19 protein-coding genes are annotated in these 19,907 nt (G+C 34.2%); 8 read left to right on the top strand and 11 right to left on the bottom strand.

All coding sequences use genetic code 11. The features are described 5' to 3' along the window. Positions 1–222: 222 nt before the first annotated feature. Both nusB and yajC read left to right on the top strand, forming a co-directional pair. Positions 223–1,134 carry a transcription antitermination factor NusB gene (nusB, locus tag BLP44_RS07060; RefSeq protein WP_008462184.1) on the top strand — a complete coding sequence of 304 codons (912 nt, stop codon included), beginning with the start codon at positions 223–225 and terminating at the stop codon, positions 1,132–1,134. A 112-nt stretch (positions 1,135–1,246) separates the two neighbouring features. After that, the gene (yajC, locus tag BLP44_RS07055; RefSeq protein WP_008462186.1) at positions 1,247–1,522 is read left to right on the top strand and encodes a preprotein translocase subunit YajC; all 276 of its coding nucleotides are present in this window, start codon (positions 1,247–1,249) and stop codon (positions 1,520–1,522) included. A gap of 260 nt (positions 1,523–1,782) precedes the next feature. Here the strand turns inward: yajC and BLP44_RS07050 are convergent, their stop codons facing one another. The 5 genes from BLP44_RS07050 to BLP44_RS07030 all read right to left on the bottom strand — a co-directional run bounded on the left by BLP44_RS07050 (position 1,783) and on the right by BLP44_RS07030 (position 7,270). Further along, positions 1,783–2,370 carry a YdeI/OmpD-associated family protein gene (locus tag BLP44_RS07050; RefSeq protein ID WP_091130952.1) on the bottom strand — a complete coding sequence of 196 codons (588 nt, stop codon included), beginning with the start codon at positions 2,368–2,370 and terminating at the stop codon, positions 1,783–1,785. Beyond that, positions 2,370–3,647 carry a peptidase T gene (gene pepT, locus BLP44_RS07045; protein ID WP_091130950.1) on the bottom strand — a complete coding sequence of 426 codons (1,278 nt, stop codon included), beginning with the start codon at positions 3,645–3,647 and terminating at the stop codon, positions 2,370–2,372. Before pepT ends, BLP44_RS07050 begins: the two co-directional genes overlap by 1 nt. Positions 3,648–3,766: 119 nt before the next feature. Beyond that, positions 3,767–4,897 carry a formylglycine-generating enzyme family protein gene (locus BLP44_RS07040; RefSeq protein ID WP_091130947.1) on the bottom strand — a complete coding sequence of 377 codons (1,131 nt, stop codon included), beginning with the start codon at positions 4,895–4,897 and terminating at the stop codon, positions 3,767–3,769. A 96-nt stretch (positions 4,898–4,993) separates the two neighbouring features. Continuing rightward, the gene (locus tag BLP44_RS07035) at positions 4,994–5,977 is read right to left on the bottom strand and encodes a DUF6515 family protein (RefSeq protein ID WP_091130944.1); all 984 of its coding nucleotides are present in this window, start codon (positions 5,975–5,977) and stop codon (positions 4,994–4,996) included. Between the two features lie 72 nt (positions 5,978–6,049). Beyond that, positions 6,050–7,270, bottom strand: coding sequence for an OprO/OprP family phosphate-selective porin (locus BLP44_RS07030; RefSeq protein WP_091131393.1), 1,221 nt, complete (start codon positions 7,268–7,270; stop codon positions 6,050–6,052). A 247-nt stretch (positions 7,271–7,517) separates the two neighbouring features. Between BLP44_RS07030 and BLP44_RS07025 the strand changes: the two genes are divergently transcribed. After that, positions 7,518–8,552 (top strand): quinone-dependent dihydroorotate dehydrogenase, encoded by a 1,035-nt coding sequence (locus BLP44_RS07025; protein ID WP_008462193.1) that lies wholly within the window; start codon positions 7,518–7,520, stop codon positions 8,550–8,552. Here the strand turns inward: BLP44_RS07025 and BLP44_RS07020 are convergent. Both BLP44_RS07020 and BLP44_RS07015 read right to left on the bottom strand, forming a co-directional pair. Further along, entirely contained in the window at positions 8,538–9,254 is a 717-nt protein-coding gene (locus BLP44_RS07020; protein ID WP_066032426.1) for a DUF3307 domain-containing protein, read from the bottom strand. The genes BLP44_RS07025 and BLP44_RS07020 overlap by 15 nt on opposite strands. After that, positions 9,251–9,862, bottom strand: coding sequence for a hypothetical protein (locus BLP44_RS07015; protein ID WP_066032425.1), 612 nt, complete (start codon positions 9,860–9,862; stop codon positions 9,251–9,253). Before BLP44_RS07015 ends, BLP44_RS07020 begins: the two co-directional genes overlap by 4 nt. A 210-nt stretch (positions 9,863–10,072) precedes the next feature. Here BLP44_RS07015 and BLP44_RS07010 point away from each other — a divergent pair, with 210 nt between their 5' ends. The 5 genes from BLP44_RS07010 (at position 10,073) to BLP44_RS06990 (ending at position 15,101) form a co-directional block, all read left to right on the top strand. Next, a complete protein-coding gene (locus BLP44_RS07010; RefSeq protein WP_091130939.1) occupies positions 10,073–10,939 on the top strand; it encodes a hydroxymethylglutaryl-CoA lyase in 867 nt (288 codons plus the stop codon). Positions 10,940–11,016: 77 nt separating this feature from the next. Then, positions 11,017–11,568, top strand: a complete 552-nt coding sequence (locus tag BLP44_RS07005; protein ID WP_008462201.1) for a hypothetical protein — start codon at positions 11,017–11,019, stop codon at positions 11,566–11,568. Then, a complete protein-coding gene (locus BLP44_RS07000) occupies positions 11,565–12,962 on the top strand; it encodes a DUF5723 family protein (protein ID WP_091130936.1) in 1,398 nt (465 codons plus the stop codon). The genes BLP44_RS07005 and BLP44_RS07000 overlap by 4 nt, the downstream gene beginning before the upstream one ends. Positions 12,963–13,230: 268 nt before the next feature. Beyond that, on the top strand, positions 13,231–14,703 hold the full coding sequence (gene guaB / locus BLP44_RS06995) for an IMP dehydrogenase (RefSeq protein ID WP_008462205.1): 1,473 nt from the start codon (positions 13,231–13,233) through the stop codon (positions 14,701–14,703). 5 nt (positions 14,704–14,708) lie between these two features. Then, entirely contained in the window at positions 14,709–15,101 is a 393-nt protein-coding gene (locus BLP44_RS06990) for a hypothetical protein (protein WP_091130933.1), read from the top strand. Between the two features lie 63 nt (positions 15,102–15,164). Here the strand turns inward: BLP44_RS06990 and BLP44_RS06985 are convergent, their stop codons facing one another. From BLP44_RS06985 to BLP44_RS06970, 4 genes are all read right to left on the bottom strand, one after another. Continuing rightward, on the bottom strand, positions 15,165–16,304 hold the full coding sequence (locus BLP44_RS06985; protein WP_091130929.1) for an FAD-dependent oxidoreductase: 1,140 nt from the start codon (positions 16,302–16,304) through the stop codon (positions 15,165–15,167). A gap of 167 nt (positions 16,305–16,471) precedes the next feature. Beyond that, positions 16,472–17,062 (bottom strand): TetR/AcrR family transcriptional regulator, encoded by a 591-nt coding sequence (locus tag BLP44_RS06980; RefSeq protein WP_091130925.1) that lies wholly within the window; start codon positions 17,060–17,062, stop codon positions 16,472–16,474. 189 nt (positions 17,063–17,251) lie between these two features. Further along, complete coding sequence (locus BLP44_RS06975) at positions 17,252–18,136, bottom strand: L,D-transpeptidase (protein ID WP_091130922.1); 885 nt, start codon at positions 18,134–18,136, stop codon at positions 17,252–17,254. A gap of 249 nt (positions 18,137–18,385) precedes the next feature. Next, positions 18,386–19,876 carry a S41 family peptidase gene (locus tag BLP44_RS06970; RefSeq protein ID WP_091130918.1) on the bottom strand — a complete coding sequence of 497 codons (1,491 nt, stop codon included), beginning with the start codon at positions 19,874–19,876 and terminating at the stop codon, positions 18,386–18,388. Between the last annotated feature and the right edge of the window lie 31 nt (positions 19,877–19,907).

Here is a 19,907-nt window from a genome sequence, read left to right as displayed (position 1 = left end):
GACTTTTTGTTTTCGCTTAATACCGAAAACTGCGACTGAAAACTGCGACTGAATACTGCATACCAGCAACTACTATTTTAAAGAAAACTGAAAACTGCGACTGAAAACTGCGACTTTTTTACGAATTAATTTTAAAATACGCATCAAAAGTTATACTTTTGCAGACTAATTTTTAAATGTTCTTACAAGGTGGTAAATAGAAGACACATACGCGTTAAAGTAATGCAATCCATTTATGCAATGCACCAAAGCGGTTCTGATAATATGGAAAAAGAAGAGAAATTCCTTTTTTATAGCATAGATAATATTCAGGACTTATATCTTATAATGCTTTCTTCATTGATAGAAATTTGCAAAAAAGAAGCTGTCTATTTGCATCTATCAAGTAAAAAACACCTTGCTACTCCAGCAGAACGTAATCCGAACGAAAAGTTCATCAAAAACAAAATCTTCCAGCTTTTAGCAGAAAGTAATTCTCTTAGTATTGCTTTAGAAAACCGTAAAATCAATAACTGGTCTTTAAACGACGATTATATTATTTTGCTGTTAAATGACATTAAAGCAAGCGATATCTACAAAAAATACATGAGCAATAACGTTAACACGTTTGAAGAGGACAGACAATTCATCATTGATTTATTTGAAAATGTTATTGTTCCGAATGAAAAATTATATGAGTATTTAGAAGATGATAAATTGACTTGGGTTGATGATATTCCGGTTGTAAACACGCACATCATTAAACAGTTGAAAGCTATTAAAACTGAAAATCCAGACGATTTTAGAGTGCCAAAATTGTATAAAGATGTTGAAGATAAAGATTTTGCAAAAGATCTGTTTAGAAGAACAGTTTTAAATGAAAGCGCTTTTGCAAAAGAGTACGAAGACAAAACACCAAACTGGGACAGTGACCGTATTGCTGAAATTGATACCATTATCTTGAAAATGGCAATTTGCGAGTTTGTTAAATTTCCTTCAATTCCAGTAAAAGTAACTCTTAACGAATATTTAGAAATTGCAAAAGAGTATTCTACACCAAAAAGTAGTATTTTTATCAACGGAATTTTGGATAATCTTGTTAAAGAGCTTACGGCTAATAAGAAGATGCTAAAAACGGGAAGAGGGTTAATGTAAAAGTTGGTAAATACCAATTTTTAAATGACAAATTCCAACTGCTTTTTCTCTCTGAGCGGAGTCGAAGAGTCAAAAGAAAATATTAAATATAAATCAAAAATAAATTTAAATTATGGGACAATTATCTCAATTTGCGCCATTCCTTTTAATGTTCGTGGTAATCTATTTCTTCATGATTAGACCACAGCAAAAAAGAGCTAAAAACGAAAAAGAATTTGAAAGCAACCTTAAAGTAGGTGATAAAATAGTTACAAAAAGTGGTTTCCACGGTAAAATCGCTGAACTTGCAGAAACTACTGTTGTAATCGAAACTATGTCTGGAAAATTAAAATTAGAGCGTTCTGCTATCTCTTTAGAATTGAGCGCTGCTTTGAATAAGAAAGCATAAATTTTAAATTACAATATTTAAATCCCAAATTCCAAATAGGAGTTTGGGATTTTTTTATTCACGGTAATCTTGTCATCCTGACGAAGGAAGGATCGCACGTGTGAATCGACAAAGATTTTTCGCCATACTTTGCGGAGTTACTATTGTGATCCTTCCTTCGTCAGGATGACAAAAAAAGACAAAACCTTTGTCAAAGTTTTAAAACTTTGACAAAGGTCTCGTATAGATTGGAATTTGGAATTTAAATATTGAAAATTAAATTACCTGTATTTATCATTCAATCCAACATTCGCTAAAATCATCGGAACAACTTTTTCGATTCTAGAAAGTTTTGTTTTTTCCTGTTTAGCTGTTTCAATATATTCTAAAAACTCATATTGTTTATACGGAGAAAATTTTTCGAAAGCTGATTTCAAGTCTGGGTTTTTAGCCATTTCTGCATTTAGCAGTTCTGAAATTATGGCTTCTTTTTTTGCAGGCTTAATTACTTTTCCTTGTTTTTCGTTTTCAATGGCTTCACGAATATATTCTAAAACGTCTTTTTCGTTCACTTGATCTTTAGAAGTAAAACGCCATTGTCGTAAAGATTTTGTAACTTCCTCTTGAGCATTTATTAATTTCTTTTTCTCGTCTTTTAAGAAAACACCGTTGAAAAACCATATTGCAAAATAATCTTTAAATCCGCCAAGGCCAATTACGTTTTTCTTTTCGTAAACATAAACTGGACCTCCCCATTTTGTGGTTTCAGTCAGTTCGGTTTTATCAATAATCGATTTTAGAAAAAGTAATTCTTCTTCCCATTGATCGCCGTATTTCCAAATGCCTTTATGTTCGGATTTTGATTCCATTATTTTCTTTTCTTAGATTTTTCAGGTGCGTCAAAAATTCCAGGAATTGCGGTTAATTCAGCTATTTTTACAATAACATCAGTCGCTTTCTGAATGCTTTCTGCTGGAACATATTCGTATTTTCCATGAAAATTATGTCCACCCGCAAAAATGTTAGGACAAGGCAATCCCATGAATGATAATTGAGAACCGTCAGTTCCGCCTCGAATTGGTTTTATGATTGGTTTAATATTCAATTCTCTCATCGCTTTTTCAGCAATGTCTACAATATATTTAACTGGCAGAACCTTTTCTTTCATATTGTAATACTGATCTTTCACTTCGGCAGTTACAATATCTTCGCCAAATTTCTTTGCGAATTTCTTATTGAATTGTTTTGCTAATTTGTGAATTAATTCTTTGCGTTTTTCAAATTTCTTTTTGTTATGGTCACGAATAATTAGCTCTAAAACTGTTTCTTCAATGTTTCCTTTTATGTGATGCACATGAAAGAAACCTTCGTAACCTCTTGTTTCTTGTGGAGTTTCGCCTTTCGGAAGTTCGTTGATAAAATCATTTGCCAAAAGCATAGAATTGATCATTTTTCCTTTTGCATAACCTGGGTGAACACTTTTCCCTCTGAAAGTGATTTTCGCTCCAGCGGCGTTGAAATTTTCATATTCCAACTCGCCAATCTGGCTTCCGTCCATAGTGTAAGCCCATTGCGCTCCAAATTTTTCTACATCAAAATGATGTGCTCCGCGTCCAATTTCTTCATCTGGAGTAAAACCAATTCTGATTTTCCCGTGTTTAATTTCTGGATGTTGGATCAAATACTCCATTGCTGAAACAATTTCAGTAATTCCAGCTTTATCGTCTGCACCCAACAGAGTCGTCCCGTCAGTGGTGATGATGGTTTGACCTTTATATTGCAATAAATCTTTGAAGTAGTCTGGAGATAAAATAATATTTTTTTCAGCATTCAGAACGATATCTTTTCCGTCGTAATTTTCAACGATTTGAGGTTTTACATTTGCTCCGCTAAAATCTGGAGAAGTATCAAAGTGAGAAACAAAACCAATTGTTGGCACTTCATGATCAACATTGCTAGGAAGCGTTGCCATAATATAGGCTTTGTCATCAATCGTTACATCTTCTAAGCCAATTGCTTTTAGTTCGTCAACTAGTTTATTGGCAAGATTCCATTGTTTTTGAGTGCTTGGAGTTGTTTGAGAATTTGGATCCGATTCAGTGTCAATTGTTACATAACTGATAAAACGATCTATGATATGTTGCATTTTTTTAGATTTTTAGCAAATATAGAAAAATTTTTCTGCTGCAAAATTTAGCTTCCCAATATCTGAATTTATAAAAAAAGGGATTCTAAATTGAATCCCTTTCTAGTATTTTTAGTTTGTTATTTGCTTTTTACGCATCTAAAACCAACGTGATTGGCCGCAGATCTGATTTCGCCTTTTCCTCTGGTTCCCACCATGTATCGAGTGCAATATTGGTCAGTGCATAAAAATGAACCGCCACGATGTACACGTTTTATTTCAGAAGGATCATTAGGATCGTAATAAGCACTTGGCCCTTGCGGATTTTTTGTTACTTTACCGCTTTCTGCTAATGATTTGTAATAATCTACGCTGTACCAATCGTTTACCCATTCCCAAACATTTCCTGCCATATCATACAAACCATATCCATTTGGAGCGTATTGTTTTGTTGGAGCAATTCCTTTAAATCCGTCTTCTCCAGTATCACCGTCTTTAATTGGAAAATGCCCTTGGTAAATATTGGCTTGAAATTTTCCTTTAGGTTTTAAATCATTCCCCCAAGCGTATAAATTTCCAGTTTTCCCCCCGCGTGCTGCAAATTCCCATTCTGCTTCTGTAGGAAGTCTTTTGCCAGCCCATTTCGCATAAGCGGCAGCATCTTCGTAGACAACATGTACAACAGGGTATTTTTCTTTTCCTTTAATAGTACTTTGTGGACCTTCTGGATGTCTCCAATCAGCTCCCGGCTCATAACGCCACCATTGCAAGAAATTATTCAAATTAACTGCAGATGGTGTAGGAGTAAAGACAACAGATCCTGTAATTAAATCTTCCTCGTTAGCCGTTGGAAATTCTTCTTTTGTCGGTTTTTGTTCCGCAACAGTTACGTAACCTGTAGCTTTTACAAATTTTTCAAATTCTTCGTTTGTGACTTCAGTTTCATCCATATAATAGCCATCAACATACACTCTATGGATAGGAGCGGCATCTTTGGTAACGCCTTTTATGCTGCACAAACTTTCGTCTTCAACATTAGTTCCCATTGAGAATTCGCCACCAGGAATCCAAACCATGCCTTTTGGTGCTTTTTCTGCTGGTCTAAATTTGTTTTCTATAGTGGGTTTGAATTCAGATTCTACAGTACTGGGAGTTTCGTGACACTCCACGGCTGTCTTTTCTACTTTATGTGAAAACTTGGTATAACTGTAAGCAATTGAAATAATGGATAATGTGAGTAATGCAAAAATCCAAAGGGTTTTGTTTTTCATGGTTTATTATTTTTGAGCTTATATGGTTATCAATAGCGGGTATAAAATTAGGCAAAATAACTTTTAAGTTATATTAATTTTATAGAATTAATAAAATTAATTGTCTTTCTCAACTGACACAACTTCATACTTATCTTTTCCGTCAATTTTTACAGGCTGGTAATACGTTTCGCCAAATTTTACATATTTAGCATCGCCTATTGTCACTTCTTCTCCGCCTTCTGGCAGATTTTCTACTATCGTTCCAGCAGTAGGAGCGACTACAGTATATTTTCCTCCGTCTTTTTCATAATATGTTCCTCCATAGTAGTAATTATTTACTGTTCCGGTATTTACTGTTTCAGCTCCACTTGGAATATTATTAACGGTACCTCCAACTGGCGCAGGAACTGCTGTATAACCACCATTAGTAGAGGTGTACCATACGCCTTGGTCGTAATGGTATTTCTGATTTTCTACACTAACAATAATAGCTGTAGTGGCCAGAGTTGCTACAAAAAATCCCCATGGATGCCAAACCGGTCCCCAATAAAAAGGGACATAAGGACGCGGGTAATACGGATGATAGCAGTTGTATCTATAACCTCCATAGACATAGGGAGGGCGTACATATGGTCGAGGGCCAGGTCTTACTATTGTGTTACGATTGTTTTGTACATAAATGTTGTTATTGACATTGATGTTATTTCTATTTCGGTTGACAGTATTGCCACTGATGTTGGTATTTCTGTTGCCTATATTATTTCTGTTTATACTATTGTCTCTATTAGCAGCATTGTTTCTGTTTATAGTATTATTTCTATTGGAATTGTTTGATGGTCTGGTAATTTGAGTTCCTGAGTTATTAGCTCCTGGTCTAGTCGTTGCCGGAGGTCTAGTCGTACTCGGCCTTGTCACGTTTGGTCTCGATTGTGCAGCAGGTCTTGCCTGTCTGGTATGGACTGCTCCTCCGCCACCTCTGTTAAATCCGCCACCACCACGATGACGCTGAGCTAAACCATCAATGGAGATAAAGAAAAAGGTTGCGGTCAAACACATTAAAAGTGCCAGTTTTTTTACTGTTTTGGATATGTTTTTCATATTCAGTAATTTATGTGATTTAAAGTTATGAAAAAAAAGGTTCGATTTATGTTAATGAGCTAAAAGTTTGAATCATAATGAAATATCCCACTGTATTCTAAATCGCCATCCCTGCTGTAAGGGAAGTGTTTTGTCTTGAAAGCTAAAATAGCTTACCTCAGAGGTCAATTTGTTTTTATGTCCTTTAAAAAACCAATTAAAAGCCAATGTAGATTCATCCTGTCTATTTTCTCTTATTGAATTATCAGGTCTGTATGCGGCATGACGGCCAGCCATTTCTAAGTGTTTGGGCCACCAGTCAAAAACATTATGAAAAAAATATCCTGCCTGAATGTAATACCCTTTCATTATGGTGGTGTCATTGTTATTTATTTTGTCAATGATTTCCTTGGTGTGCAATTCGCTCTGCCAAGAAAAACCACGATACATAAAAGCAGTCTCAAAATTCCATTGATTGACTCTGTACTGTCCTGGCAAACCATCTTCAAATCCGTCCAGAGAACCTCCTCCAGCTTGTGAGAATCTAGTGTATGGACTTCGATTGGTTATCGCAGAAAAAGCAATAACGGGAGTGGGTTTTTCATGAAATTCTAAGTCACAGCCTTCAAAATCAAGAAATCTTCCTAAAAAATTCCATTGCGCCCTTCCAAAATACATTAAATGATTATCATCATTAGAAGTGCTTCCTCGTCCAGTTCCTGTCAATGCTGCGGCCCAATAATTGAAATCGGCAATTCCAGCTCCTTTCAAATGACCATAAACTTCAACTCCTAACTGTCTGTCAACGGTAAAAGGTCGGTTAATGAGAGATCGATCTACCATTTGCTGTTCACCGCTACTAATGAATCTTTCGCGAGTAAATTCAGTTTTCCATTGTCCTACTTTAAAACTAAGCCAATCCCATTTTTCAATCATAATTCTGAAATCAAGCAAATTGGACTGACTCAATTCATATTCCCAATAATATTTAAGCCAAGGTTCAAAAGCATGACCGCCAACTTTTAATCTGGCACGGTTTATTTTGAAAGTGGTTTTAGGATCTTGGCTATAGTCATCGTAAGTTAATGGATCTGTATCATTTGGTGTTGAAAAGCGAAATTGCAAACGGCTTGCCAATTGAAACAGAAATTTTTTGTCTCTGGTTTCCAATTCAATTCCTTTACTGCCATAACGAACATTCATTAGTTTTGTGGTATCTTTTTCTTGTTGCGAAAATCCTTTAAAACCAATTAATAGCAGCAGAATTAAAATGACTATTTTGGGACTTATATTTGAGTTGTTTTCTTTATACATAAGCTTTAGGTTTGTATAAAAGATTTTGTTAATCATCTCAAAATTAAATAATAAATAAGCCAGAGCTGGTCATTAAAGAACTTGAATTGGTTTCATATTATAACTTGCAACGTAAAAAAAACAGAAATGATTGATTTATAAATTCAAGAATTGAAACAAAAATCAAATTATTTGTTTTTTGTAAAAAAGCACCTTTTTAAACTATAATATTTAAATTTGCAGCCAAAATAACAACAACACAACTATTATGTATAAATTGATAATTCGTCCGATACTTTTTTGTTTTGATCCTGAAAAAGTACATTATTTCACTTTTTCTTTTTTAAAATTCATTTCAAAAATCCCTGGAGTTTCGGCAATTATAAGATCGATTTATGAAGTAAAAGATGCTCGACTAGAAAGAGAAGTTTTCGGAATTAAATTTAAAAATCCCGTTGGACTTGCAGCTGGTTTTGATAAAGATGCAAAACTTTACAAAGAATTAAGCGATCTTGGTTTTGGATTTATTGAAATTGGAACTGTAACGCCAGTTGGACAAGAAGGAAATCCAAAAAAACGTTTATTCCGTCTAAAAGAAGACCAAGCCATTATTAATCGAATGGGATTTAATAACGGAGGTGTTCTAGAAGCTGTAGAGCGTTTGAAAAAGAACTCAGGTGTTTTGATTGGAGGAAATATCGGAAAGAATAAAGTGACCGATAACGAAGATGCTGTAAAAGATTATATCATTTGTTTTGATGCACTTTTTAATCATGTAGATTATTTTGTAGTGAATGTGAGTTCGCCAAATACGCCAAATTTAAGAGCTTTACAAGACAAAGAACCTTTGACGGCTTTATTGCAGACATTGCAAAATAGAAATGTCGAAAAGCAAAAAACAAGCACACAAAAAGTAAAACCTATTCTTTTAAAAATTGCTCCAGACCTTACAGATGAGCAATTGTTAGATATTATTGATATTGTAAAAACCACTCAGATTGCGGGTGTAATTGCAACCAATACTACTATTTCTAGAGAAGGTTTACAATCTTCGAACCAAAAAGAAATGGGAGGTTTGTCTGGAAAACCATTAACAAAACGTTCTACAGAAGTAATTCGTTTCCTTTCAGAAAAAAGCAATAAAGCATTCCCGATTATTGGAGTAGGAGGAATTCATTCTGCCGATGATGCGATTGAAAAACTAAATGCAGGAGCAAGTCTAGTGCAATTGTATACGGGCTTTATTTACGAAGGTCCAGCATTGATAAAAGCAATCAACAAAAAAGTCTTAGAGCAATTGTAAAAGCAACGCCTGAACGGCCAATCCGACAAGTAATGCAATTCCAAAACTGATTAAAGTGCCGATTAAAACATACTCGGTCAGTTTTCGGTCTTTGGCTTCTTTTAAATCTCCGAATCTGAAAATAGATTTTGCGGCCAATAGAAATCCAATTGCTTCAAAATGTCCGGTTAAGATAAATCCGAAAACAAACAAGCGTTCTAAAATACCAATATAATTTCCAGCAGCAATTAGTGAGTTATCCTGATTGCTGTTTTTGCTTTCTGGTGCCCAGATTGAAATGATGGTCTTTATAAAAATAGAGGTTGGTTTTGTGAGCAATAAAAATCCGGTAAGTAGAATCCAAAATTGATTATCTTTCCAAAAATCAGGTATTGGCTTGTTTTCGTATAAAAGTACAATTCCAATTAAAATTAGAACATGGGCGATTTGGTCAACTATAAACCAAGTGCGTTTGGTTTTAGGTTTCTGGAAATTCAGTTTGATTAAATCTACAATTCCGTGCGTAACAGCGATCACAACTGCATAAGGTATAAAGTTGATTTCGGCTGCTAAGACTGCTGCTAAAACTCCGTGTAGTAAGATATGAATATACAAATAAACGCTTTTATGTTTTTTGAGTTCCTTGTTGGCGACCCAAGAATTAGGCTGCCAGATAAAATCACCTAACAAATGAGCGAGAAGCAGTTTTATAAATAAAATCATGGGGCTGTAAGTTGTTTTATTTGTGTTCTAAAATAACGATCTAAATTCATAACTAGATCAAACTGAGCGCGTTTTTGTCTTCGGCTCACAGCAGCTTGATTTATGCCTAGTTTTTGTCCTAATTCTTCTTGTGATAAAGTTGGATTTTCTATTGCCAATGCCACAAATTCTGCCGACTGTACCAGCCAGCTATCCATAAAAGTCAATGCCAGTTGCAGCATTAAATTGAATTTTTCGTCAAAATCAGTACTTCCGGTTCGAAGTGCTAATGTGACTTTTTGTTTTTTTAAAGTTTCAAAAAGTTCTCCTGAATGTATAAAAGCAGAACCATTGCTTTCAGATATTCTTTCAGCATTATGTGTTTTATCTCCAAAACCAATACTCATACGAGCATCAGATTTTATAGCTCTTAACTGCGCTTTTATTAAAATTGCAGTCAGCAATGCATCTTCTGGATTTGTTACTTCAATCTGAAATTCATCTCCACGGTAAATTTCCCACTGACTTGGCGTATTGCCCAATGGTGCTAAGATTTTCTTTAGATTGTTAACCCAATGTTCAGATTGCTGTCTCGAACCTATAATGTCTGCTGTAATAACACTAGTCATAACTCAAATATAATTAAAAAATTATAAACTTTCTATTACAAATATAAGTAATAAAAATGATTATTACGCTTTTTGGTAATACTTTTAAATATTACGTTTTTAAGTAATATTGTTGGCTATTACAATATTCAGTAATAATCGGATTGAGCTAAAATTATCTTTTATTTCATTAAAAAAGAAACTAACTTAGCCTTTACAAAAGAATAAGCTTTGAATAAAGAAATCAAAATCATTGAATGTCCTAGAGATGCCATGCAGGGTATCAAAACCTTTATTCCAACAAAAAATAAAGTTACATATATACAAGCTTTGTTGAGAGTTGGCTTTGACACTATCGATTTTGGAAGTTTTGTTTCTCCAAAAGCTATTCCGCAAATGCAGGATACTGCTGAGGTTTTGGCACAATTAGATCTTTCGCAGACCACAAGCAAACTACTTTCCATTATTGCCAATACACAAGGAGCCATAACGGCTGCAAACTATGAGCAGATTCAATATTTAGGCTTTCCATTTTCTATTTCAGAGAACTTTCAGATGCGTAACACGCACAAAACCATTGCAGAATCTTTGGTTACGCTTCAAGAAATTCTTGAAGTGGCAGATAAGAAAAACAAAGAAGTGGTTACGTATCTTTCTATGGGTTTCGGAAATCCGTATGGAGATCCTTGGAATGTTGAAATTGTAGGCGAGTGGACCGAGAGATTGGCTGGAATGGGCGTGAAAATTTTGTCGCTATCTGATACTGTAGGAACTTCTACGCCAGAAGTCATTACCTATTTGTTTTCAGATTTAATTCCAAAATATCCTGAAATTGAGTTTGGCGCGCATTTGCATACAACTCCAGAAAGCTGGTTCGAAAAAATAGACGCAGCAGCAAAAGCAGGCTGTACACGTTTTGACGGTGCGATTCAAGGTTTTGGAGGATGTCCAATGGCAACCGATAAACTGACAGGAAACATGCCGACAGAAAAACTGATTTCGTATTTTACTGCCAATAAAAAAGCAACAGGACTTAATTCTCTTAGTTTCGAGAGCGCTTATAACGAAGCTTCAAAATTGTTTGGAAAGTTCCATTAAAAAATAGTTATTTTTCTTACCTTAGATAATGAATGTAAACATAATGCGTTACATTTAGTATTGATATAACTATTCTTATGAGATTAAGTTCGCTAAGTAAAATTTCAGGTATATTATTTTCAGTCTTTTTATTGTTTTCCTGTTCAAGCGATTTAGATTTTGATCAAGTAAACGATTTTAAGCTAGAACCTGTATTTGTCGCAAACCTTGCTTATTTCGATATTCCAGCAAGCAGACTTGTAGACGACGGAGGAACTAACATTGGCTATGATTCTAGAGACTTTGATATTTTTAAAAACAAATTTTTTACAGAACGTCTTAAAAGAGCTGATTTTGATTTTGAAGTCGAAAATAATATAGACCGTGCTTTCGTTTTAAACATGCTTTTGCTTAACGACCAAAATCAGGTTTTACAGACCATATCTTTTACAGTTCCATCCTATAAAGGAACTCCAAATGTTATAAAATACCCTACAGAAGTTTTCGAAAACGCGCGATTAGATCTTTTAAAACAAACCCAGAAAATTGGTTTTGTCGTAATAATTGCTGCGGGACCTCCATTGAATAGTGAGAGTCAAGGAAATTTAAAATTAAGATCAAGTGCAACGGCTTATTTAGAAATTAAATGAGAAAGGTACTGATTTTTTGCTTGGTTCTTCATTTATCTTGTTTTGCCCAAAACAAGGAACTCTTATATAACTTTACTTCAATTCCGCAGTCTTCTCTTGTAAATCCTGGAGCGGATGTTTCGTATAAATATTATTTCGGATTTCCAGTTTTATCTGGAATTTCAGCAAATGTGGGTTCCAGCAGTTTCTCGGCCTATGATTTATTCGCCAATGATGGTGTCGATTTTAATCAAAAAGTCAGAAACGTCATCAATAAATCTTCCAGTAATGACAAAGTTGTAACCAATCAGCAATTGGAAATATTTTCTGGTGGATTTAGAATAGGAGGAAGAGAAAGCCGTTCTTATATTTCATTTGGGGCATATCAGGAATTCGATTTTTTTATGTTTGTTCCAAAAGATCTTGCATTATTAGCTTTAGATGGAAATAGAAATTATATCGGAAAATCATTTAATCTAGGCGATTTGAATATGAAAGCCGAAGTGCTTTCTGTTTTTCACGTAGGTTTTCATAAAAAAGTCAATGATAAATTGGTTTACGGAGGACGCGCCAAAATCTATTCAAGTGGCGCAAATGCAACTTCTACAAAAAATTCGGGATACATTTATACAGGACAAGAATCTGGAACTCCAAACCTTTATAATCAGATTATTTCTTCCAATTTAGAATTAAAAACTTCTGGAATTGCAAAATTTACAAAAGATGAATACGAAGGAAACATAGCGCGTGATATTGCCAATAATACCTTTTTTAACGGAAGCCTAGGTTTTGGTGTCGATGCTGGAATTACCTACTATATAAAAGACAATTTGCAGCTAACGGCAAGTATTATAGATTTGGGTTTTGTGCGACAGACCAAAGACATAGAAACGATCACGTATAAAGGAACTTATCAATACAATGGCGCTAATCCCGATTTTTTGGGTTCAGACGATCCAGAAAATGTCTTTGACGAATTTGATAAAGCCATACCAAGAGATACACTTTATAATAAGTACACCACTTGGCGTCCGACAAAATTGTATTCTTCCATTCAATATTCTTTTGGAGAGGCTCGCCCCTATGACGAATGCAATTGTCATGGAAAAGTTAATAAATATTATAAAAATGCGGTAGGAGCGCAGCTTTTTGCAATGTCAGCCCCTCGAACACCTCTATTTGCCCTGACAGCTTTTTACAGAAGAAATATCTTTAAGAAATTAGATTTAAAAGCCACTTACACCTTAGATACTTTTTCAAATACCAATATTGGTTTAGGGCTCGCAGGAACAATTGGTCCAGTAAATATTTATGCTTTAGTCAATAATGTTCTAGAATATAAAGATATCTCCAAGGCTAGCAGTGCAGCCTTTCAAATCGGAATCAATTTTGTGTTTCAAGACAAAGACGATTAGTTTGGTAATTAGAAGCTATTTCCAGCTGTCCATTTCAAGCACTCGAGCCAAAATACTTTTTTTCAAGGCATAAAAAGAGCTTCCGTTGGTCGCTTTTTTAAGCCAGAAAAAAATGTATTTTAGCTTTTCGTGGCTTTCCATTTCCATCTGGGCTAGGATATACGGTTTTGTAAGACGATTCGTGTAAAGTCAAATTTATGAATAAGTTAGTATTCAAGTTAGCAATTTATTCACTATATTTGCACGCAATTCAACTAGAAATTGCACCATGATAGCACACAACTCCAAGATTATCGGCGAAGGTTTAACTTACGACGATGTATTATTAGTACCTAACTACTCGAATGTGCTTCCTCGCGAAGTGAGCATTAAATCAAGATTCTCAAAAAACATTACATTAAACGTTCCAATTGTATCAGCTGCGATGGATACAGTTACAGAAAGCGCAATGGCAATTGCTATGGCGCAAGAAGGCGGAATTGGTGTTTTACATAAAAATATGACTATCGAACAGCAAGCAGGAAAAGTTCGAAAAGTAAAACGTGCGGAAGCAGGTATGATTATCGATCCGGTAACTTTACCAATGAACTCTACAATTGCTGACGCTAAAAATGCTATGAAAGAATTTGGAATCGGTGGTATTCCAATCGTTGACGAAAATAAAATCTTAAAAGGTATCGTTACAAACCGAGACTTACGTTTCGAGAAAAACGGAGCAAGACCTATCGCTGAGGTTATGACAAGCCAAAACTTAGTTACGGTTTCTGAAGGAACTTCACTAGAGCAGGCAGAAGTAGTTTTACAAGGTCATAAAATTGAAAAATTACCTGTTGTAAATGATAAAAACGAATTAGTTGGTTTAATCACTTTCAGAGATATTACAAAACTTACTCAAAAGCCAATCGCAAACAAAGATTCTTTTGGCCGTTTAAGAGTTGCTGCTGCAATTGGAGTTACTGGAGACGCAGTTCAGAGAGCTGAAGCTTTGGTTGCTGCAGGTGTAGACGCCATCATTATCGATACAGCTCATGGACACACAGAAGGTGTTGTAAATGTATTAAAAGAAGTAAAAGCAAAATTCCCTCAAATAGACGTAGTGGTTGGAAACATTGCAACTCCAGAAGCTGCTAAATATTTAGTAGAAAACGGAGCAGATGGAGTAAAAGTTGGAATCGGTCCTGGTTCTATCTGTACAACTCGTATCGTTGCAGGTGTTGGTTTTCCACAATTTTCAGCAGTTTTAGAAGTTGCTGCGGCTATTAAAGGAACTGGAGTTCCTGTAATTGCAGATGGTGGAATTCGTTATACAGGAGATATTCCTAAAGCTATCGCTGCAGGTGCTGACTGTGTAATGTTAGGTTCATTATTGGCAGGCACAAAAGAATCTCCAGGAGAAACTATTATTTTTGAAGGAAGAAAATTCAAATCTTACCGCGGAATGGGATCTGTTGAAGCAATGCAAACTGGTTCTAAAGATCGTTATTTCCAAGATGTTGAAGACGACGTTAAAAAACTAGTTCCAGAAGGAATCGTTGGACGTGTGCCTTACAAAGGAGAATTGAACGAAAGTATGCTTCAATTTATCGGAGGTCTTCGTGCAGGTATGGGATACTGTGGTTCAAAAGATATTCCTACTCTACAGGAAACAGGACGTTTCGTGAGAATCACTTCAAGTGGAATCACTGAAAGCCATCCGCATAACGTAACAATTACAAAAGAAGCTCCAAATTATTCTAGATAATCATAATGAATTTGCAATTCAAGTTAAAAGATGTTCTTGAAGTTGATTTGTATTATGGGTTTTATGATATCTACGTTTTAGGAGGTTTTGATGTTCAGGTTAATGATGATTTTTTTGTTGAAATACTTGATTTAAAAACAAATGAATCGATATTACTGAGAGAGGAAAGTCTTAAAGTTAGAGATTATAAAAACGGAAATAGAGCTGTGAAATTTTTTAGTTTTCAGATAACTGAAAAATCGAAATATAAAATTTCAGTTCATAATTATGAAGATATGGCTGTGTTTTATTCAATGATAGGAAGTAATCCATTTAGTATTTTGAATTTATTGAAAAGGCTTTATGGAATAAAAAGAAAACAGCTCTTGTTAGATGAAATTGAAATATTAATCAATTAACCTATAGAAAAAGGCGTAAGATTTAATTCTTACGCCTTTTTTAATTTTATTATCTCATTTTAATTAGAATCTACTATTTAAAATATCTTCAGTCACAATATCAGAATGCAGTAAATCTTCCATTTTCTTTGTCATACGCTGCGCTTCTAATGCGTAACCAAACATTTTTTTCTCGTAATCGGCAATTGCTTCATCAATAGTTTCACATTTTCCGTTGGTTAAATTTTGCGTTAGATGAAAAGCATCAAACAATCCCATATTTACGCCTTCGCCAGCAAATGGAGGCATTAAGTGAGCTGCGTCGCCAACAAGCGTAATATTTGAATGTTCTTTCCAAGATTCTTCCAAAGAAAATAAACGCAATGGCAAACCAGAAAATTCAGTCGAGGCAGCAAAGAATTTTTTGTAATCATCGTTCCAGTTTTTAAAAGTCTCATTTAAAAAAGCAATCACTGCTTTATCATCTTCAAAGTTGATTCCGTGATTTGAAATCCAATCTTCATTAGCTTTAAATGAAACTCCGAAATGCACAGAACCATCGCGCATGGTATGCGTATAAAACATTTTGTGTTCGCCCATTGCCATTACATTTCCATTTCCGTATTTCGGCTTAAACTCAGGATAATCTTGGTCAGGATTTACAATTTCACCCTGAATAATATACGTTCCAGAAAGCTGAGGTTCTTGATCGCTGACAAATTTTCTAGCGTTAGATCGTCCGCCATTGGCAACAATCACAAAGTCTGCGGTTGTTTTTGTGCCGTTTTTAAATTCTAAAACATATTGATTTTCTGTTTTTTCGATGTTAACCAGTTGACTGTCCCAAACAACTGTTCCTTCTTTAAGATTATCCAGCATAATTTTTCTAAGATCATTTCGGTCAATTTCTGGACGTGAGAAAGCATTGGTTTCATCTGGCATTTCGTCAGAAGTAATGTTTCCATCCATATCAGCCATTTTTTCTCCAGTTGGTCGAGCATATTTGTAGAATTCCTCCATTAAACCTGCTTTCTGAATCGCAAACTGACCAGAATCTGAGTGAATGTCAAGGGTTCCGCCCGAAGTTCGAGCTTGGGCATTAATGTCTCTTTCGTAAACAGTGACATCAGCACCATTAATTTGAAGAATTCTAGCTGTAGTCAGTCCAACTGGACCGCCGCCAATAATGGCAATTTTTTTATTTTCTATAATTGAAGTTTTCATTTTTATTGAAATTAATATTATTGAAATTGCTCTGCCACTTTGCACAGAGTGATAAAGTATTGAGAATTTAGAATTTAGAACTTGGAATTTAGTTTTTGGAGTTTGCCTTTAGGTTCCAGGATTGGAATTTGGAATTTGGGATTTGGAATTTGGGATTTGGAATTTATTTATGGAGTCAGCGCCTTTAAAACCAAATTAAAAGCTTCATTTTTAATTTCTTCTTTAAGAACAAAAGATTTTCCAGACATTGATTTTCCGTCTCTGTGAAATTCTAGAAGAGAATAAAGCGAACCGTAAGCAATACTCCAAAAGACTTCATAAGGAACAGAAATAAGTTCTTTTCTTTCAATTGCCGAAAGCATAAACTCAGTCATCATTTGTTTGTATTCTCCTGTCACTTCTTGTATGATTGCATCGCCATAAGTAGAATGCCTTAAAAGTTCAAAACACGTGGCTTGGAGCGCAAAATTTTGAGTAAAATAAATACGATTTTCCCATTGATTTCGTAATCCGTCTCTGAAAGACATATCTGTCGAGAAACCGTCAAACATCTTTTCAAAGAAGTTTTGGCCAATTTCGATTCCAATTTTACGAATCAAATCTTCCTTGTCTGAATAATATATATAAAGTGTAGCAACAGATATTCCGCATTCTTTTGCCAAACGGTTCATTCCAAAGCCTTCTATGCCTTGGTTAACGATCATTTCTATTGCTTTTTGTTTTACAATTTCTTCTTTATTAATATCTCTTGTTCTCATAATTCTAATTAATTATGGTACAAAGATATGAATAATAAATGAACGATCGCTTATTTATGAATTGTTTTTTTAAGACGCTAAGGTTATAAGGTGCTGAGGTACTGAGTTTTTTAGCTAAATATTTAAACATAAAAAAATCAGCTGAAATAAAGTATATCATTTCAGCTGATTTTTATATCGAGAGTATATTTATATTGTTTTTGTAGGCTCGGCTTCTCTTAGATTTTGATTTTCTAAAATCTCTTTTAAAAACGGTTTTACCTGATTTTCAATTTCAGATTCTGGAATATTTAGAGCTTCCGGATCTGATGCTAATTTTAGCCAAGGTTTTGGTCCGTCAAAATCATAACTTCCAAAAACTACAACAGGAGTTCCTTTTACTTTTACATTTTCTTTGTCTTTTAGAATCCATTCGTCAGCAAAAGTGTAAAGATATTTGGCATCTTTTTCTAATAATCTCAAACAAGAATGAGAAGCAGGATATCCTGGCAAATCGTATTGATGAAAGCCAACTCCTAGTTTATTTTCAATATTAAAGTTCCATTTTAGTTCCCACTCATCGTTAAATGTACTGGTTGTTTTTTCTGCTTTCCAATTGGTGAAAAATAATCCAGTAGGAGTAGGATCTTTTTTTCTTCCCATATTGGTTGGACCCGTACGCATCAATTCACCATTTTCGTAAGCGGCAAAGGTCTGCGTCGGATAAGAAAAAAGGATAATTTTTGAAACTTCTTCTAATGCAGAAACGTGTAATGGAAATGGAAGATAATAAACCAAATCTCCGCTAAAATCTGCTGGAATTACAACAGAATCCAGTTTTTTAAAATTGGCTTTATCTGTTCTGTTTAAAGCGTAAACAATGTCCATTTTAGAACTGTCAGCTTCATTAAGTTTCAGCCATTCTTTTGTATTTGTGATTTGATAAGAAACTGTTTCTGGCTTTTTATATTCAATTACTTTCTTTTTTTCTTTTTTATTTTCAGTCAATGTTATAGTATCGGTTTTTTTGCAAGAACCTAATAAGACTAACATTAAAATCAGTAGGGCGTTTGCTGTGTAATATAACTTTTTCATAGGTTGGTATTTTTATGAATATAAAGTTATACATCTGATAGCTGAAAAGGGTTACATAATTTTTTGAATTGGTTTCGGGATTTTCATTTAGAAATTTCAAATAGCTCATTTTTCTTCTGAAGTGTTGGTAATATAGCTATTGTTTTTAGAAAAATTAAAAAGTTAAGTGATTTATAATCAGAATTTTGTTTGAGTATTCAGGAATTTTAAATTGTGTTCTGATGAAAAAAATTTCCGAAAATATTCAATTTATTCCTCAATCAATTTCAAGGTATATTCCAATTGCGTATCTCTGTTTTTCATAAAATCTTCAAAAGTCTGCTTCACTTCATAATCTGGAATTATGCCTCTTCCAAAAATCTGATTGGGCTTTTTAGGAACATCTTGTTCTAGATTTACAATAGAAAATTGTGTTTTAATTTTTGTATTGGGCAATTCATATTCAATAGGCGTGTGGCCATTGTGTCCGAAATAGCCGCCCATGGTTTCTTCTCCAATAACAATTCCTTTTGTGTTTCCTGCAACTAATGAAGCAAATAGTGATCCAGCAGAAGCAATTCTCGGACTTATCAATAAATAAATCTGACCTTTAAAACTGTTTTTCTCAGCCTGTAATAATGGGTTGAATTTTTCGTCTTGAATGTATTTCCCGTTTTCCGACTTTGGAAATTCTTCTTTCAATTCATCTTCAAAATCCTTTTTTTCTTCCTGTTTTTTCTGCGGTTCCGTTTCTTCATAAACTAAATATTCAGCAAATGGAATTTTCTGGAAATTAACATATGCAGATGCATTTTCACGAAACGGTTTTTCTGCTAAATAAGAAAAGGTAACAATGTCGTTAGGATCTGTTCCGCCGCCATTATTTCTTACATCAACAATTAAATTCTTTATTTGATTGTTTTTTGAAAGATAATTAAAACAGCTATCCAAATATTTTTTATAAGCCAAATGTTCTTTATGTTTTGCATTTCGGCCAATTACAAAAGTATGGACAGAAAGTAAAGCGGTATTATTAGAAATGACTTTAAAAGAATATTTATCCTTTGCACGGTTGTATTGTATGCTATCAATGGGAAGTGAATGGCGTTTTTTGAAATTCTCTTTTCGAATTTCGTTTGAAACAGCTGAAACTGTTTTTTTTAATCTTTTGGTTTGATTTGGAAGCGAATATTCTACTGTAAATCTCTTTTGCGGACCATATTCCATTTCAAAATATTTGGCAAAAGAACTCCCAATTCCAATTGATTTCCCTGTGATGTTATAACCATCTGTTGTGTAATATTTGTAGACAGTTGACAGTAGTTTTGAAGTCTCGATTCCGTTAATGCTATAAATTTGAGAGCCCAACGGAATTTTAGAATTTTGAAAATTAACAACCAGCTGATCATTAATAAGTTTTACAGGAAAAGGAAAGAAAACATTTCCTGACGAATATTTCTTTTCAAAATCTTCAGGAAGTGTAGTGTCGTTATGCAGACTTCCTTCAAAATCGGTAATCTGCAAAACTATTTTATAAAATTCTATAAGGCTTTTGGGCGTATTGATCTGCGAAAAAGCCCAAGAATAAATACTGTCAATCTGCTGTTTTGTTCTGTATTTATAAAGTCCAGAATTGGCTTTTTCTCTTATTTCTTTAAAAATGGTTAAATCTTGCTTGAGTTTTTCTGCTGGCCATTTTTCGTTTTGAGAAAAAGCGAAAAGCGGTAAAAAGAAAATAAGAGCTATTTTGAATTTGAGCATTTTAGATTTTTTGATTGATCTAAAATACTCA

Source organism: Flavobacterium anhuiense (assembly GCF_900101855.1).
Taxonomy (GTDB): domain Bacteria; phylum Bacteroidota; class Bacteroidia; order Flavobacteriales; family Flavobacteriaceae; genus Flavobacterium; species Flavobacterium anhuiense.
This window is presented reverse-complemented; position numbering and strand designations above follow the sequence as displayed.